The organism is Altererythrobacter aquiaggeris (assembly GCF_037154015.1).
GTDB lineage: Bacteria > Pseudomonadota > Alphaproteobacteria > Sphingomonadales > Sphingomonadaceae > Aestuarierythrobacter > Aestuarierythrobacter aquiaggeris.
The window spans coordinates 431,329-446,968 of record NZ_JBANRL010000001.1 but is presented as its reverse complement, the minus strand read 5'-3'; the positions used below and the strand labels follow the sequence as shown (position 1 = coordinate 446,968).

Annotated in this window: 14 protein-coding genes; 7 read left to right on the top strand and 7 right to left on the bottom strand. The window is 61.6% G+C overall.

What is annotated here, in order from left to right; all coding sequences use genetic code 11:
- Positions 1-4 precede the first annotated feature (4 nt).
- The 3 genes from hemH to WFP06_RS02140 are packed head-to-tail and all read right to left on the bottom strand — an operon-like array spanning position 5 to position 4,292.
- A complete protein-coding gene (gene hemH / locus WFP06_RS02150; RefSeq protein ID WP_336985610.1) occupies positions 5-1,027 on the bottom strand; it encodes a ferrochelatase in 1,023 nt (340 codons plus the stop codon).
- Positions 1,024-3,315, bottom strand: a complete 2,292-nt coding sequence (locus WFP06_RS02145) for a xanthine dehydrogenase family protein molybdopterin-binding subunit (RefSeq protein ID WP_336985609.1) — start codon at positions 3,313-3,315, stop codon at positions 1,024-1,026. The genes hemH and WFP06_RS02145 overlap by 4 nt, the downstream gene beginning before the upstream one ends.
- A 2-nt stretch (positions 3,316-3,317) precedes the next feature.
- A complete protein-coding gene (locus tag WFP06_RS02140; RefSeq protein ID WP_336985608.1) occupies positions 3,318-4,292 on the bottom strand; it encodes an Mrp/NBP35 family ATP-binding protein in 975 nt (324 codons plus the stop codon).
- Positions 4,293-4,365: 73 nt separating this feature from the next.
- On the opposite strand from WFP06_RS02140, the gene hflK reads away from it, so the two are divergent.
- The 3 genes from hflK (at position 4,366) to WFP06_RS02125 (ending at position 8,012) form a co-directional block, all read left to right on the top strand.
- A complete protein-coding gene (gene hflK / locus WFP06_RS02135) occupies positions 4,366-5,499 on the top strand; it encodes a protease modulator HflK (protein WP_336985607.1) in 1,134 nt (377 codons plus the stop codon).
- Positions 5,500-5,501: 2 nt separating this feature from the next.
- Positions 5,502-6,353, top strand: a complete 852-nt coding sequence (gene hflC, locus WFP06_RS02130) for a protease modulator HflC (RefSeq protein WP_336985606.1) — start codon at positions 5,502-5,504, stop codon at positions 6,351-6,353.
- 144 nt (positions 6,354-6,497) lie between these two features.
- Positions 6,498-8,012, top strand: a complete 1,515-nt coding sequence (locus tag WFP06_RS02125; protein WP_336985605.1) for a Do family serine endopeptidase — start codon at positions 6,498-6,500, stop codon at positions 8,010-8,012.
- A gap of 117 nt (positions 8,013-8,129) precedes the next feature.
- Here the strand turns inward: WFP06_RS02125 and WFP06_RS02120 are convergent, their stop codons facing one another.
- The 4 genes from WFP06_RS02120 to WFP06_RS02105 all read right to left on the bottom strand — a co-directional run bounded on the left by WFP06_RS02120 (position 8,130) and on the right by WFP06_RS02105 (position 12,222).
- The gene (locus tag WFP06_RS02120) at positions 8,130-10,370 is read right to left on the bottom strand and encodes a transglycosylase domain-containing protein (protein WP_336985604.1); all 2,241 of its coding nucleotides are present in this window, start codon (positions 10,368-10,370) and stop codon (positions 8,130-8,132) included.
- A gap of 82 nt (positions 10,371-10,452) precedes the next feature.
- Complete coding sequence (gene msrB, locus WFP06_RS02115; RefSeq protein WP_336985603.1) at positions 10,453-10,866, bottom strand: peptide-methionine (R)-S-oxide reductase MsrB; 414 nt, start codon at positions 10,864-10,866, stop codon at positions 10,453-10,455.
- 45 nt (positions 10,867-10,911) lie between these two features.
- On the bottom strand, positions 10,912-11,583 hold the full coding sequence (locus WFP06_RS02110; protein WP_336987604.1) for a glutathione S-transferase family protein: 672 nt from the start codon (positions 11,581-11,583) through the stop codon (positions 10,912-10,914).
- A 42-nt stretch (positions 11,584-11,625) separates the two neighbouring features.
- Entirely contained in the window at positions 11,626-12,222 is a 597-nt protein-coding gene (locus WFP06_RS02105) for a hypothetical protein (RefSeq protein WP_336985602.1), read from the bottom strand.
- Between WFP06_RS02105 and WFP06_RS02100 the strand changes: the two genes are divergently transcribed.
- The 4 genes from WFP06_RS02100 to WFP06_RS02085 all read left to right on the top strand — a co-directional run bounded on the left by WFP06_RS02100 (position 12,221) and on the right by WFP06_RS02085 (position 15,608).
- Positions 12,221-13,327, top strand: a complete 1,107-nt coding sequence (locus tag WFP06_RS02100; RefSeq protein ID WP_336985601.1) for an S-(hydroxymethyl)glutathione dehydrogenase/class III alcohol dehydrogenase — start codon at positions 12,221-12,223, stop codon at positions 13,325-13,327. The two genes, WFP06_RS02105 and WFP06_RS02100, sit on opposite strands and share 2 nt — an antisense overlap.
- Before the next feature lie 31 nt (positions 13,328-13,358).
- Positions 13,359-13,739, top strand: coding sequence for a VOC family protein (locus tag WFP06_RS02095; RefSeq protein WP_336985600.1), 381 nt, complete (start codon positions 13,359-13,361; stop codon positions 13,737-13,739).
- A gap of 9 nt (positions 13,740-13,748) precedes the next feature.
- Complete coding sequence (fghA, locus tag WFP06_RS02090) at positions 13,749-14,588, top strand: S-formylglutathione hydrolase (RefSeq protein WP_336987603.1); 840 nt, start codon at positions 13,749-13,751, stop codon at positions 14,586-14,588.
- Positions 14,589-14,798: 210 nt separating this feature from the next.
- Entirely contained in the window at positions 14,799-15,608 is an 810-nt protein-coding gene (locus WFP06_RS02085) for an alpha/beta fold hydrolase (protein WP_336985599.1), read from the top strand.
- The last annotated feature ends 32 nt before the right edge of the window (positions 15,609-15,640 follow it).

Sequence of the window (15,640 nt, the reverse complement as noted above, 5' to 3'; positions counted from 1 at the left end):
CCGGTTAAATCCAGCCGGAAAGTTCCCGCCTGACCAGATGTTCGAGCATTTCCATCCCTTCCTGCCGGTCGTTCAGACAAGCCAGGGCAGCAAATTGTTCGCCCCCCGCTTCCATGAATTGCTCGCGCCCGCGAATGGCCAGTTCTTCGAGCGTTTCGAGACAATCGGCAGAAAATCCCGGCGCGGCTATCGCAATCCGCCTGGTGCCCGCGCGCGCTTCTTTTTCCAGCATATCATCGGTTGCAGGTTCCAGCCATTTGGCGGGGCCGAAGCGTGACTGGAATGCGGTTTCGATCCGCATCCCGCCGCGTCCCAGTTTGGCGGACAGCAGCCGCGCGGTCTTGCGGCAATGGCAATGATAGGGATCGCCCAGCTCCAGCGTGCGCTGCGGCATTCCGTGAAAGCTGAGCAGCAGAACCTCGGGCGCGAAGTCCAGCGCATCCAGTTGGGCGGATAAATCCGCGGCAAGCGCATCTATATAGGCTGGATCGTCATGATAGGGCGGCATGGTCCGCAAGGTGGGCTGCCAGCGCATCGCCTTGAGCGCAGCGCCCGCTGCATCCACCACCGTGGCCGTCGTCGCGCCGCTATATTGCGGGTACAATGGCGCAAGCAGGATCCGTTCGAACCCTGCCTCGTGCATTTGCGCCAATTTGTCGCTGATGGCCGGCTGGCCGTAACGCATTGCATAATCGACATGGATGCTGCCACCCAGCCTGGCCTGCAGACCAGCCGCCTGCGCCTTGGTAATCGCGGCCAGAGGCGATCCGTCTTCGGACCATACCTGGCTATAGGCGTGGGCAGATTTCCTGGGCCGGGTGTTGAGGATGATCCCGCGCAGGATCGGCTGCCACGCAATCGGCGGAATTTCCACAACCCTGCGGTCGGACAGGAACTGCTTGAGATAGCGTTTTACCGCTTTGGTCGTGGGTGCGTCGGGCGTGCCCAGATTGACCAGCAACACGCCCACACCGCCGCTGTTGACGGATGGATGGCTGGCTGGGAGCGATTGCGGCTGATGGGTCATAAACGGTCCGAAAGTAGCGGCAGATTGCGGAACCGCACGCCGGTGGCTGAATGAAGGGCATTGGCGATTGCGGGGGCGACGACTGCAACGCCCAGTTCGCCGGGGTCGAATGGCGGTTTGTCGCTGGAAACGAACTGGACCGCAATTTCCGGACAATCCGCCAGCACGGGCAGGCCCATCTGCGCGATGCGGCCAATGGTGGGCAAGCCCTGAATATATTCTGCCGTTTCGCCCAGCGCGAGGCCAAGCCCGAAGATCAATCCGCCTTCGATCTGCTGGCGCGCGATGTCTACATTCACGATCCTGCCGATGTCCACCACTGCTGCAAGTTTGGCCACCCTTACTCCGCCCGCACCGGGTGACGCTGTGGCAATACAGGCAATTCTGCCGCTCGCGATCGTGCCTCCTTCGTCATCAGCGGGGGCGGGACCCATCAGGTGACAGGCAAGGCCCTTGCCGCTTTTTTCGAGACCTCCGTCCCATTCGCCAAGCCGCGCAGCGCGCTGGAGGCATTCCGCCAGCCGCAGATCGCCGCCAAGCATCTGGATGCGGTAAGACAGCGGCTCGCGCAGGTTTCTGGCCGCCAGTTCATCGATAAAACTTTCAACAAAAAACGCGGTGTAACCATGCGAATTACCGCGCATCCGGCCCGTGGGGAGCCCGATATCGGTTGGCACATGATCAACCGCGACATTGGGGATGCCGTAAGGCGGCATGGCGCCTTCCGCCACCATCGGATCGGCCTCGCCCGAAGCCCGCTCCATCGCAGCCCAACTGGTCGCATTGTCAAACAGGCGGTGCCCGAACTCGCGCGCGGAAGCCGGCGCGGCAATGCGGATACGCATCGATGATACAGCGCCTTCTTCGCCCACGACTGCGGTCAGCAGGGCGGCAACCGGCGTGCGCGGGCGGGTCCGCAGATGTTCTTGCCAGCGCGACCATGTCAGCTGGACCGGACGTTTCGTTTCGCGCGCGATCAGCGCCGCTTCGATGGCGTGATCGGATTCCAGCCGGCGATCGAAACTGCCGCCTGCCGGCATCGGATAAAGGATCACATTGCGCGGCGATATACCAAGCGCACTTGCCGCGGCCCTGCGCGCGGCTTCGGGTGCCTGGCTGGCCATCCATAATTCGAGCAGTCCGTCTTCGAGGCGGGCAGTCGCGCTGGCTGTTTCCAGCGTATTGTGATCGGCAGGCGCCACATCATAGCGAAGCGCCAGATCGGGCTTGACCATCAGCGCATCACCGTCTCCGCGGGTCGCGATACGCCGGGCATCGCCGCCGCGCAGTGCCGTGTCGAGCCGGTCGCTGATATCCGATGAATTGATCGGCGACGAAAGCCGGAATTGCGGGTCCATCGCGACCAGCGCCTGTTCCGCCGTCCACCAGTTTTCGGCGACCGCCGCGAGCCACCGTTTTCCCTCGACCACGCCGACCAACCCGCGCATTCCGGCGGATTTTTCCTTCGAGAAGCGCGACAATGTCGCCTTGTCTATCGGCCCGTGACGGATCGCGGCATGGACCATGCCGGGCAAACGTACATCACCCGCAAACTGGAAACTGCCATCCACTTTCGCGGGCAAATCGAGCCTGGGGTATGCCAGTGCTGCGCCCAGACCCAGTTCCGAAACCGGCTCCGACGGAGGCGTAGTCATGACCGGCGGCGGATCGGGCGGACTGTACTGTGCCGCTTCTTCGGCCAGTTCGGCAAAACTGGCGTGTTTGTCGCCGTAGAATATGAACCCGCTGCGCGCCTGGCACTGTTCCCATTCGGCATCCCAGCGGTCGGCAGCGGCCATTGCCAGCATTGCGCGAGCGGAAGCGGCGGCTTCGCGGCAGGCAGGCTCGTATGCTGCCAGCGACATCCCGTCGGCTGTCACTGCAAAGCGGTTGTCCTGCGCGTAACGGATCGCCAGCAAATCATCAGCCTCGTTCGCCAGTTCCGGGGTCGATGGCATCCACAAGGGTGCCCATTTGGCCGCCAGCGGCACATTGGCATATACCCCGCTGACAGGCGCCGGTTCGACCGCGATCTGGCGCCAGTCCGCACCCAGTTCCATCGCCACGATCTGCGGCAAAACGGTCGTCACGCCCTGCCCCATCTCGACCTGCGGGACAGCAACAGTGATAACCCCGTCCCTGGCGATTTTCAGCCAGGCATCAAAGGCGACCTCGTCCTTGCCGGGGACCAGAGGGGTGGGGAAACTGCGCGGCTGAAACGACCACGCCAGCAGCAAGCCGCCGCCCACCGCAGCACCTGCCAGCAATCCGCGCCTGCTGATCTCCATGCTCAGGCCTGCCCCTTGTCCAGCCAGTTCGAAAGTTTTTGCGCGATCGCGATAAACGGCTCGCCAGCCTCACCCGCGCCCGCAGCAGGCGGCAATCCCGCATCGCTGGCTTCGCGGATGGCCATGGTCAGCGGGATCCGCCCGAGAAACGGTATTCCGGTTGCGGCAGCGGCATTTTCCACGCCGCCCCGCCCGAAAGGATCGCTGGTTTTGTGGCAATGCGGACATTCATAACCCGACATATTTTCAACCAGCCCGATAATCGGCACTTCGCTATGTTCAAACAATTGTGCCGCGCGCTGCGCATCGATCAGCGCCAGATCCTGCGGCGTGGAAACGATAATCGCCCCGGCAGGCTTGAACTTGGCCAATAGTGATAACTGAACATCGCCCGTTCCCGGCGGCAGATCGACCAGCAGCAGTTGCGTGTCGCCCCAATTGGCATCGATCAACTGGCCCATCGCATTGCCGGCCATCGGACCGCGCCATGCCAGCGCCTTGCCCGGTTCGACCAGCTGGCCCATCGACAACACCGGTATGCCCGCAGCACTTGGCACAGGGGTCAGCTTCTCGTTTTCGGCAACCGGTTTGGCTTTGGCGCCCAGCAATGTCGGCTGGCTGGGCCCGTACACATCGGCATCGACAATCCCGACCTTGCGGCCCGTTTTCGCCAGCGCCACCGCCAGATTGGCGGTCAGCGTGGATTTACCCACCCCGCCCTTGCCCGAACCCACCGCGATTATGCGCGGCGGCGGCTTGGCGGCTTCGCGGCTGGCAACCATTGCCACGCGAACTTCCGTGATGGCGTCGTCAGCGGCCAGTGCCTGCTTCGTACCACGTTCGACCGCGCCGCGTTGTTCTTCGGACAGGCCGGCGGAATCAAGGATAACCGCCGCGATACCATCGACCACTTTTGCGGATTGCACCCGCTCGGCAATCACTTCGGGCAGGCGCTTTTTTATGTCGTCGAGTGTCATTGATCGTGCCTGTAGCAGGAAAATCGTGCGGGAGACCCTGTTTTTCCGTGAAACCCGTACCTATAAAGAGGTCATGAGAATTTTGGACGGTTTCCGCAACCAGATCGCACTAGCTATGGCTGGTAAAAAAGGCAGCCCCTGGGGATCGGGAGGGGGATCGGGTGACGATTCCGGATCGGGTGGCGACAGCGGCAAGGACAGGGGCAAAAGTTCCGGCCCGCGCAACCCCTGGCTACCCGGTGGCGGCGAAGGCAAACGGTCGGCCAATATCGAGGATATTTTCAAAAACCGTGGTCCCGAAGGACCGCGCCGCCGCGGCGGCGGCAGTGGCGGCGGCTTCAAGATGCCCCCTCGCCCCGGCGGCAAGAGCTGGTTTCCCGTCATCGCGATCGGATTTGTGGCCCTGTGGGTTTTCATGACCGGTTTTCATCAGGTCGAACCCGAGGAAGAAGGCATCGTCACGACCTTCGGCAAATATTCGCGCACCATCGGTCCGGGCATTTCCATCACGCTCCCTTCGCCGATCCAGCAGGTCTATATCGACGATGTGACAACCGTCCAGTCGATCCGCATACCGGAAGAGGGTACCGAAAAGCTCATCCTCACCGGCGACCAGAATCTGGTCGATCTGCAATATAAGATCCGCTACCGGATCAAGGACTTGAAACAGTTCCGTTTCCAGCTGGCAGAACCCGAACAAACCGTCATCGAAGTGGCCGAAGCCGCGATGCGCGCATCGGTTGCCGAACAAACGCTCGACGCGACGTTCAGCGGCGCGGGCCGCGCACAGATACAGGACCGGGTCCGCGTGCGGATGCAGGGCATTCTTGATGCCTACCGGGCAGGCGTAAGCGTTCTGGGTATCGACATCGAAGAAACCGATCCGCCCGCCGAAGTGGTCGAGGCGTTCAAGGATGTTTCGGTGGCCGAACAGGATGCCAATGCCGCGATCAACCGTGCGCGCGGTGTCGAGCAGCAGATACTTGCCCGCGCGGAAGGTGATACCGCCGCGTTCGACAAGGTGTACGAACAGTATCGCCAGGCACCTGAAGTGACCCGGCGGAGGCTGTATTACGAGACGATGGAGCGGGTTCTTTCGCAAACCGACAAGACCATCGTCGAATCCGGGGGCGTCCAGACGTATCTTCCGCTGCCGGAAATCAGAAAACGTGCGCAACAATCTGCGACCAGTACGGAGGGCCAGTGATCATGACCAATCTTTGGCGAGATCATAAGACATCCGTAATCGCGGTTGGCGTGGCGCTGATTGCGGCGCTGTCGTGCATCATTATCGTTCCTGAAACGCAGCAAGGCGTGGTGATCCGTACGGGTGAGCCGGTACGCGTGGTCAACCGCTTCCGTCCTGATGTTCCGTTCGGGCAGACCGGTGCCGGGGTCCAGTGGCGGATTCCGGTGCTCGAACGGGTCGAATATGTCGATAAACGGATCCTCGATCTGGATATGCAGCGCGAACAGGTTCTCTCCAGCGACCAGCAGCGCCTGCAGGTCGATGCCTATGCGCGCTTCCGCGTCATCGATCCGGTGCTGATGGTCGAGCGTGCGGGCACGACCAAGGGCCTGCGCGCACAGCTCGAACCGATTCTGAACTCTGTCGTCCGGCAGGAACTGGGCCGCCGCACATTTGCCGCGATGCTCACTGCCGAACGCGGCACTGCAATGACCAATATCACCCGCAAGATGGACGAGGAGGCGCGCGATTACGGCGCGCAGGTCGTCGATGTGCGGATCAAACGGACCGATCTGCCCGAAGGCGCACCGCTGGCTGCCGCGTTTACGCGGATGGAAACCGACCGTCAGCGCGAGGCGCAGACGATCCGTGCGCAGGGCCAGAAAAATGCCCAGATCATCCGCGCCGAAGCGGATGCCGAAGCGGCGCGGATTTATGCCGACAGTTATGGCAAGGATCCGGAATTCTACGATTTCTACCGCGCCATGCAAAGTTATGACCAGACCTTTGCCCCGGGTAAGGACAAAGGGGAAAGCAGCATAATTATCGGGCAGGACAATGAATATATGCGCCAGTTCCGCGGTCGCCGCTGATCGGTCTGCATCAGCGGCTGGTCGGACGGTTGTGCCGGACATCTGCGTTATTCAATGAATGTTCAGCCCGAATGGGGTGAATACGGGGGAATAATTACGGACGTAATCGCGTCCCTGACGATCTGATCAAGAGGATATGTGCCTGTGCGTTATGCTTATGGAATTTCGACAGCCCTGCTGCTCGGCGGCGCGGCTGTAACTCTGGCGACCGGCTTCCCCGCCGGCGCGCAAGTTGCCCAGAACGAAAATATGCGCATTGCCGGTGCGGTCCCGCGTGCCGGGGCGCCCGCCAGCTTTGCGGATCTGACCGAGCAGCTCCAGCCGGCGGTCGTCAATATCTCGACCCGCCAGCGCGTCGAAGTGGACGCCAATCCCTTTGCCGGCACACCGTTTGCCGAATTATTCGGCAATCGCGGCAACCAGCCCCAGACGCGGCAGGCCCAATCGCTGGGTTCGGGCTTCATCATCAGCGCCGATGGCTATGTGGTAACGAATAATCATGTCGTCGCGCCCAGTGGCCGCGCGACAGTCGAGGAAATCACTGTCACCATGCCCGATGGCAAGGAATATCCTGCCGAACTGGTCGGTGCGGACGCTGATTCCGATCTGGCAGTGCTCAAGATCGAGCGCGGCAGCCCGTTCCCCTTCGTAAAGTTCGGCAATTCGGGCGAAGCGCGGGTTGGTGACTGGGTGATTGCCATCGGCAACCCCTTCGGCCTTGGCGGTACGGTGACTTCGGGCATCGTATCATCGGTGCTGCGCAACACCGGCACCGGCGGCGCCTATGATCGCTACATCCAGACCGACGCCAGCATCAATCGCGGCAATTCGGGCGGTCCGATGTTCGATATGCAAGGCAACGTCATCGGCATCAACAACGCGATCTTCTCGCCATCAGGCGGCAGTGTGGGCATCGGTTTTGCCATCCCGGCAGATATCGCCAGCCCGATTGTGGACAAGCTGAAAGCGGGGCGCGAGATCGAACGCGGTTTCCTGGGTGTGCAAATCCGTCCGCTCAGCGATGATCTGGCCGATGCGCTGGGTCTGGATGACGATCGCGGCGAATTTATCGCGGCGGTCGAACCTGATGGCGCCGCCGATAAGGGCGGTATCCGTGCCGGCGATGTGGTCGTGAAAATCAACAACCGCGAAGTGACGACGGACCAGACCCTGTCGTATATCGTGGCAAATATCGCGCCGGGCACATCGATACCGGTGGAACTGTACCGCGACGGTGACCTGAAACGGTTGAACGTGCGCGTGGCAAAGCGTCCGTCGGCAGAAGAACTGCGCCAGTCGCAGATGTTTGGCGGCGACGAGAATTCACCGGAAGACGAACCCACCATCGATGATGGCAAGGTGGATGATGCGCTGGGGCTGCAAGTGCTGCCGATCAATCCGCGTATCGCCCGCCAGCTGGGTGTCGAGGCCGATACGCAAGGGCTGGTGATCGGTGCTGTCGATCCGACCTCGGATGCCAGCACCAAGGGTTTGCGGCGCGGCGACATCATTCTTTCCGCCAACAACAAGGACATCAAAACGGCTGACGATCTGGACGGCGCGGTTGCAACTGCCCGCAGCGCAGGGCGCGAAGCCGTTTTGCTGCGCATCAAACGGCGCGGCGGACCGGCGCAATATGTTGCAGTCCGGATGCGGTGATACCGCCGCGTTGAAACACCGGCGATAAAAAAGCCCCGGCTCCTGTCTGAAGGGAGCCGGGGCTTTTCTTTGGTCCCGGTGCGGTCTTTGCGCTCGAGATATCCGGCGCATGACCCGTCAGGGCGGGTCCGTGTTGCCCGTCGCCCGCTCCAGAAAATCGTCGCTGGCCGCTTGCGGCGCTTTGGGCTGCGGCGGCAAGGCCTGCTGGCGCGGATTTTGCCGCTGCTGGCCGGGCGTCTGGCCGGGTCTCTGGCCCGGTATCTGTTGCCGTATCTGACCGGGTCTTGTGACGCCGGGCTGCGCGGACGGCGGATTTGCGGACGGTCTGACAACCACACCCTCGCGGCCGTCGGGATAAATCACCCGCGGCAACTCGCCATCGGGATCAAACGGCACTTCGCGCGCGGGGTCGGGACCGCCCGGTTCGATCAGATTGCCTTGCTCGTCGATGAAATAATAGTCGTCCGGATCGCCATACAGATGCTCGTCATCCGGCTCGAGCTGCCATTCGGGGAGCTTGATATCGGTGTCGAACCTTTCGACCGGACGATCCTTGACTGCATAACGCATGAAGGCGGCGAAGGCCTGCGCCGGCGCCCGCCCGCCCTGCAAACCATCGACCCGTTTGGCATCGTCGCGGCCCATCCAGACGCCTGTCGTGATGCCGCTGGAAAATCCCAGGAACCAGCCGTCCTTGTTGGAATTGGTGGTTCCGGTCTTGCCCGCAACAGGCCGCCCGATTTGCGCCGCGCGGCCCGTGCCGGTGTTCACGGATGTTTGCAGCAGATCGGTAATTCCCGCCGCGACGTAATCGGGCACAAGCTGCGATACGCGGGCCTTTTCATGTTCGTAGATGGTTTCGCCGCTGGCGGTTTCGACCTTCAGGATACCATAGGGTTCAACCGATCGGCCACCCGCGCTGACTGCGGCAAAGGCGCGGGTCATATCGATCACGCGGACTTCGTTGGAGCCCAGCACCATCGAGGGATACGTCGATATCGGCGTCGTGATCCCGAACCGCCGCGCCATGCTGGCAACGGTGCCAAAGCCGACTTCGTTGCCCAGTTGCGCTGCGACCGTGTTCTTGGAATAGGCGAAAGCGGCACGGATATCGATTTCGCCGGAGAATGTTCCGCCGGAGTTTTTGGGTGTCCAGCCATCGATGGTGACCGGCGTATCCACCACCCGGTCATCGGGCGTATAACCCGCCTCCAGTGCGGCCAGATAGACGAACAGTTTCCACGCGGAACCGGGCTGGCGCACCGCATTGGTTGCCCGGTTATAGCTTGATTCCACGTAATCGGTGCCGCCCACCAGCGCCAGAATTGCGCCATCACGGTCCAGACTGACCAATGCGCCCTGCGCGCCCTTGGGCGTATTGGCCTCCACCGCTGCGGTTGCTGCGCGCTGCATACCGACATCGATGGTGGTCCAGACTTCGATCGGCTCGAATGTTTCCGGCAAGAGGATATCGAGCTGCGGCAAAGCCCAGTCGGTAAAGTACCGCACCGAATTCTGGCCGGTGTCTTTCTTCACTTTCACGGTCTGCGGATCGACTGCAGCCTCGCTTGGACCGATCCGGCCCTGTTCGCGCATCAGCCGCAGCACGATATTGGCGCGCTGCACAGCGGCATCGACATCTGCCGTTGGCGAATAGCGCGATGGAGCCTTGACCAGCCCCGCAATAATCGCAGCTTCGGCGACGGTCAGATCATTGGCAGGATGGCTGAAAAACTTGCGACTGGCGCTATCGACCCCGTAAGCCCCGCCGCCAAAATAGACCTTGTTGAGATACAATTCGAGGATCTGCTCCTTGGAAAACTTGCTCTCTATGGCGAGGGCCAGAACACCCTCGCGCAGCTTGCGGTCATAGCTGCGGTTGGAATTGAGGAACAGATTGCGCGCAAGCTGCTGCGTAATCGTGGATGTTGCGCGGATCCGGTGGCCCTGCGTCGCGGAATTGTACACCGCCCGCATCAGACCCAGCGGATCGACCCCGAAATGCGACCGGAAACGGCGGTCTTCCACCGCGACCATCGCTTCTTTCATCACATTGGGGATTTCGTGGCTGTCGAGCCATTTGCCGTAGCTTGGCCCGAGCGAGACGATCTCGGTCCCGTCGCGTGCGCGCACCACGATGGTCTGCGCGTTATTGGTGGCTTTGAGCGACGAATAAGACGGCAGCGACCGGGCGGCAAAAGCAACCGAGAGCACCAGCAGCAACGCGCCGAGCAGCGCGGCGCCCGTGGTCCAGAAGAAAATCCGCCGCAGCCAGCGCGACATGAACCCGCGTTCCTGTCTGGCCTGTTCCCTGTTGCTACGCATACTCGCGCGGCGTCTGTCGCCTCGTTTTGCCATCCGGCTACGCGGCCCCTCTTTCGCCACTTATAGGTATTGCCTGTGCATAGGCGCTCTGTAACCGCGCGTGAACGGCAATTCGTCAATCATCTGTGGGTTTGAAGTCCAGTGCAGCGCTGTTGATACAGTAACGCAGACCGGTCTGGTCGCGCGGGCCGTCGGGAAACACGTGCCCCAGATGCCCTTCGCAATTGGCGCAGCGCACTTCGGTGCGGATCATGCCGTGTGATACGTCGCGGATTTCAGACACGTTTTCATCTTCGGCGGGCCTGACGAAACTGGGCCAGCCGCAGCCGCTGTCGAATTTGTCGTCACTTTCGAACAGCGGGGTGCCGCAGCCGGCGCATTTATACTCGCCCGCCGCCTTGTTGCCGTCATACTCACCGGTAAATGCCCGTTCGGTGCCGGCTTCGCGCAAGACATGATATTGCTGCGGCGTCAGTTTTTCGCGCCATTCGGCGTCGGTGAGGGCGGTTTTCTGGGGGCTGTCGGTCATGCGGGATCTCCTTGTCGGGAGATATGGGGATATGCGGCGCCAGCCTCAAGCATTCACATCGGAATAATGGCTCGGCGGCTGGATCACTTCCATCCGCTCCGACAGCAGCGGCCGGAAACTGGGCCGGCTTTTGAACACCGAATACCAGCCGCGCGATTGTTCGTGGCCCGACCAGTCGATCCCGCCCAGATAATCGGCAACCGAAATTTGCGCGGCAGCAGCCAGATCGGCCAGGCTCATCTGCGCGCCCGCCAGCCAAGCCCGGTGATCGATCAGATAATCGATATAATCCAGATGCCCGTGCGCCAGCTTCATCGCTTCGCGCAACGCGCGTGAATCGGGCGGTTCGCGGTAAATGATCCGCTTCTTCATCCGCTCGTTAAGCAGCGGGCCGGTAACGTCGCGAAAGAAATTCTCGTCAAACAGCGCCACCAGACGGCGGATTTCCGCGCGGTTTGCTGCGGTGCCGTTGATCATCGGCGCCTGTTCGACGGTCTCTTCGAAATATTCGCAGATTGCCCGGCTATCGATCAGTGTCCGGCCCTTGTCCGGATTATGCAACACAGGCGTATTACCCGCCGGATTCAGGTCCTGGAATTCTTCCCGCTGGTCCCAGGGATTTTCACGCCAAAGCTCGTACCCCACACCCTTCTCGCTGAGCAAAAGGCGCACCTTGCGGCTGAAGGGACACAGGGGGAATTGGTGCAGCTGCCACATAGGCGCGGTCATGCCGCAAGCGGCCGCGCCAGTCCAGCGCGATCAGGATGCTTTGCGCGCCTCTTCAACCGATTGTTCGAACTGTTCGGCCATGTCTTTCAGCGCCGGAAGCAGCGCTTCGAACCCGGCGGCCATTCCCGCCATCATGTCCATCGCGCGGGGAAGTTCTGCGCGGATGACAGCCGGCACATCTTCGGCATCGGGTCCGGCCAGCTGGCGCACGGTGGTGTTGTCATCGATATCGGGCAATGCGTCCGGATCGGCGCTGCGTACTGCGTTTGCCAGCGGTGCGATCGGCAAATCGAGCAAAGCCTCGACCAGAGTGGAAAGCGTTACGGCGGCAACCTGCTGCGTCGCGGGATCGGCCAGCCGCTCGGTCACATTGGCCAGCGGTGCATCGGCTGGCGGTGCATCGGCTGGCGGCGCATCCTGCGCCAACGCGGGAAGCGGCGCGCACACGGCCAAAGCGGCGGTTACCATAGCTGCGCGGCCAAATGATACGATTCGCATAAAATCCTCCTCCTGCGGGGACGTCGCAGCGATATCTAATTCATCTTCGCTGACGTAATGATGAACGAAGGCCGGATGCGAATGCAGCAGCTTGCGCGGATGCGTATTTGCGCGATAGGGACGCTGCATGAAAACACGCGCCGCAGTTGCCTTCGCCCCCAAACAGCCGCTCGAAATTGTCGAGCTGGATCTGGAAGGGCCCAAAGCGGGCGAAGTGCTCGTCGAAATCATGGCCACGGGCATTTGCCATACCGATGCCTATACGCTGGACGGGCTCGACAGCGAGGGCCTGTTTCCCAGCATATTGGGCCATGAAGGCGCGGGCATCGTGCGCGAGATCGGCGCGGGCGTAACCTCGCTGGTGCCCGGCGATCACGTGATCCCGCTTTACACGCCCGAATGCCGCCAGTGCAAAATGTGCCTCAGCGGCAAAACCAATCTGTGCAGCGCGATCCGCGAAACGCAGGGGAAGGGGCTGATGCCCGACGGGACTTCGCGCTTCAGCTACAAGGGCGAGACGATTTTCCACTACATGGGCTGCTCCACCTTTTCCAACTTCACCGTGCTGCCCGAAATCGCGCTGGCGAAAATCCGCGAAGACGCCCCGTTCAACACCAGCTGTTACATCGGCTGCGGTGTCACCACCGGGGTGGGCGCGGTGGTCAATACGGCGCAGGTCAAACCCGGCGACAATGTGGTGGTGTTCGGCCTTGGCGGGATCGGCCTCAACGTGCTGCAGGGCGCGAAGATGGCGGGCGCCGACCGGATTGTCGGCGTGGATATCAACCCCGACCGCGAGGAATGGGGCCGCAAATTCGGCATGACCGATTTCGTCAATCCGAAAGATGTCTCCGATATCGTTGCCCACCTGGTCAACATGCTTGATGGCGGGGCGGATTACAGTTTCGACTGCACCGGCAACACCGATGTCATGCGCCAGGCGCTCGAATGCTGCCATAAAGGCTGGGGCACCAGCATCATCATCGGCGTGGCAGAGGCAGGCAAGACCATCGAAACCCGCCCGTTCCAGCTGGTGACCGGCCGCAACTGGCGCGGCACCGCATTCGGCGGGGCGAAAGGCCGCACCGATGTACCCAAAATCGTTGACTGGTACATGGACGGCAAAATCCAGATCGACCCGATGATTACCCACACGCTGACGCTGGAGGAAATCAACCGGGGGTTCGATCTGATGCACGCAGGCGAAAGCATCCGCAGCGTGGTAATCTACTGATTTCGCAGAAATAACCAAGGGAGAGTACATAATGTTTAGCCATGTAATGCTGGGGGCCGACGACATCGACGCCGCCAAGAAATTTTACGACGCGACTTTCAAGGCGCTGGGCGGGCGCGAAGGATCGGTCGATCCCAAGGGCCGCCTGATCTACCTGCACAAGGGCAAGCCGTTCCTTGTTTCCAAACCGATCGACGGCAAGCCTGCCTGCTATGCCAACGGCGGCACCATCGGTTTCGAAGTCGATGACGAAGCGCAGGGTCAGGCATGGCACGATGCCGGCGTCGCCAATGGCGGCACCGCCATCGAAGATCCCCCCGGCATCCGCACCAGCGAAATGGGCAGCCTGTATCTGGCCTATCTGCGCGATCCGGCAGGCAACAAGATCTGCGTCATGAAACGGATGGGCTGAGCCCGCTTGATCGAGACCGTTTCCCAAAACCGCGCTTTTGGCGGAGTGCAGGGGGTTTATTCCCATGCCTCCGCCGAAACGCGCACCGGCATGAATTTTGCAGTCTATGTTCCGGACCACGAAGCTGGCGCGAAGCTGCCGGTGCTGTGGTATCTCTCGGGTCTCACCTGCAACCATGCCAATGTCATGGAGAAAGGCGAATACCGCGCCGCCTGCGCCGAACACGGCATTATCTTCGTCGCGCCAGATACGTCTCCGCGCGGCGACGACGTGCCCGATGACGACGCCTATGATTTCGGCAAAGGCGCGGGTTTCTACGTCGATGCAACCGAGGCGCCGTGGGCGAAAAATTACCGGATGCGCAGCTATATCGAGCGCGAGCTGCCCGCGCTGATTGCCGCCAACTTCCCCGCCGATATGGCGCGGCAGGGGATTACGGGCCACTCCATGGGCGGCCACGGCGCGCTTACCATCGGGCTCAGAAACCCCGAAACTTTCCGCTGCGTCAGCGCATTCGCGCCGATTGCCAGCCCGCTGAATTGCCCGTGGGGGGAAAAAGCGCTGGGCGGTTATCTGGGGCCGGACCGCGGCACATGGCGCGAATATGATGCTGTCGCACTGATCGAGGACGGCGCACGGACAGACCATTTGCTGGTCGATCAGGGCACCGCCGACGACTTTTTGCACGAACAGCTCAAACCCGGCCTGCTCGCCATCGGCTGCAAGAAAGCCGGCATCCCCGCACACATCCGAATGCAGGAGGGGTATGACCACTCCTATTACTTTATCTCGACCTTTATGCAGAGCCATGTGAAGTGGCACGCGGAGCGGCTGCGAAGTGTCCGCTAACGCCCTGATTGCGGAGGATTGCCCAGCTTCCAGCGATGCCGAAAAGCCGACATTCCGGCGGTTCACACTCCGGGCAGCCCGACAACGGCGCGTCCCTCATCGGTCTTGATGGAGAAATCACCGTCACCGTGTTCACGCGCCGCGTCGGCCGCCAACCAAACCAGCGCCTCACCTTCGGTTATATAGACATCCCCGGGCCCATAAGCCGGTTTGAGACGTTACGATTACATGACCATGCATTACACGCGCACGGGGCGCGGAAAACCCCTCCTCCTTGTCCACGGACTGGGGGCGACCTGCGGCTCGTGGGACACGATCTCGCCTGCGCTTTCCGAAGTCAGGGAGGTAATCGCCGTAGACCTGCCCGGCCACGGGCAGTCACCCGAAGAGGCCGACAGCGGTACGTTCGACGGGCTGGCGCGCAGTCTGGACAGCTGGCTCGGCTCGGAGAATCTCACAGGTATTGATATGGTTGGCAGCTCGCTGGGTGCCCGCCTGGTGCTCGAGATGGCGCGGCGCGGCCAATCGGGCGCGGTTGTCGCACTGGATCCGGGCGGCTTCTGGCAGGGATGGGAACGCACCTTCTTCAAAGCCACCATAATGCCGTCGATTGCTATGGTTCGCGCGCTGCGACCGGCGCTTTCTGCCATTACCGGAAATGTCGCAGGCCGGACCGCGCTCATGGCCCAGCTTTCAGCAAGGCCGTGGGCGCTCGACCCGGCATTCGTCGCGCGTGAACTGAAATCATTGGCCAATACGCGCACTGTCAATTCGCTTGTGAAGGATCTCGCCAACGGCGCAATGCAGCAGGGCCCTGCGAACACGGCTGCGCCCGTTGTCATCGGCTGGGGACGCAAGGATCGGCTGTGTCTGCCGCAGCAGGCGGATCGCGCGATCAAAGCCTTCCCCGAAGCGACGCTGCACTGGTTCGAGCATAGCGGACACTTCCCGATGTGGGATCAGCCAGAGGAGACCGTTCGCGTGATTCTGGATGCAACGAGCATTTCGGAATCGCAATAATACTGCAACCGGCAGGTTGGCAAATCGGGGGC